General features: G+C 71.2%; 1 pseudogene. It reads right to left on the reverse strand.

The annotated features are described in order from the left end of the window. Positions 1-288: pseudogene (locus KVT44_RS56000) on the reverse strand (hypothetical protein); the annotation flags it as partial.

Below are 288 nucleotides of genomic sequence, written 5' to 3' on the forward strand. Positions count from 1 at the left end.
CCATGGGCTTCGTCGTAGGTGGCCCGGGCGACCTGGTACCAGACGTCGTCCCTGGCGGTGTCGCCGTCGGCGTCGTCCAGGCCCACGCACCACCGCTGCGACCGAGGGGGCCGGGTGTATGTCTCGGTGCCGCTGTGGACCTTCTTGCAGCTCTGGTACCGCTCTGTGGTGTACCAGGTGCGGGACGTCCGGTGCGTGCCCGTGCCCGTGCGCTGCGTGTGCCTGACCTGCCTGGAGGCGGACGCGCACTTGCTGACCAGATGCGGGCGGGTGGCCCTGGGGGGCTTC

The organism is Streptomyces sp. GbtcB7 (assembly GCF_019091445.1).
Classification (GTDB): Bacteria; Actinomycetota; Actinomycetes; order Streptomycetales; family Streptomycetaceae; genus Streptomyces; species Streptomyces mirabilis.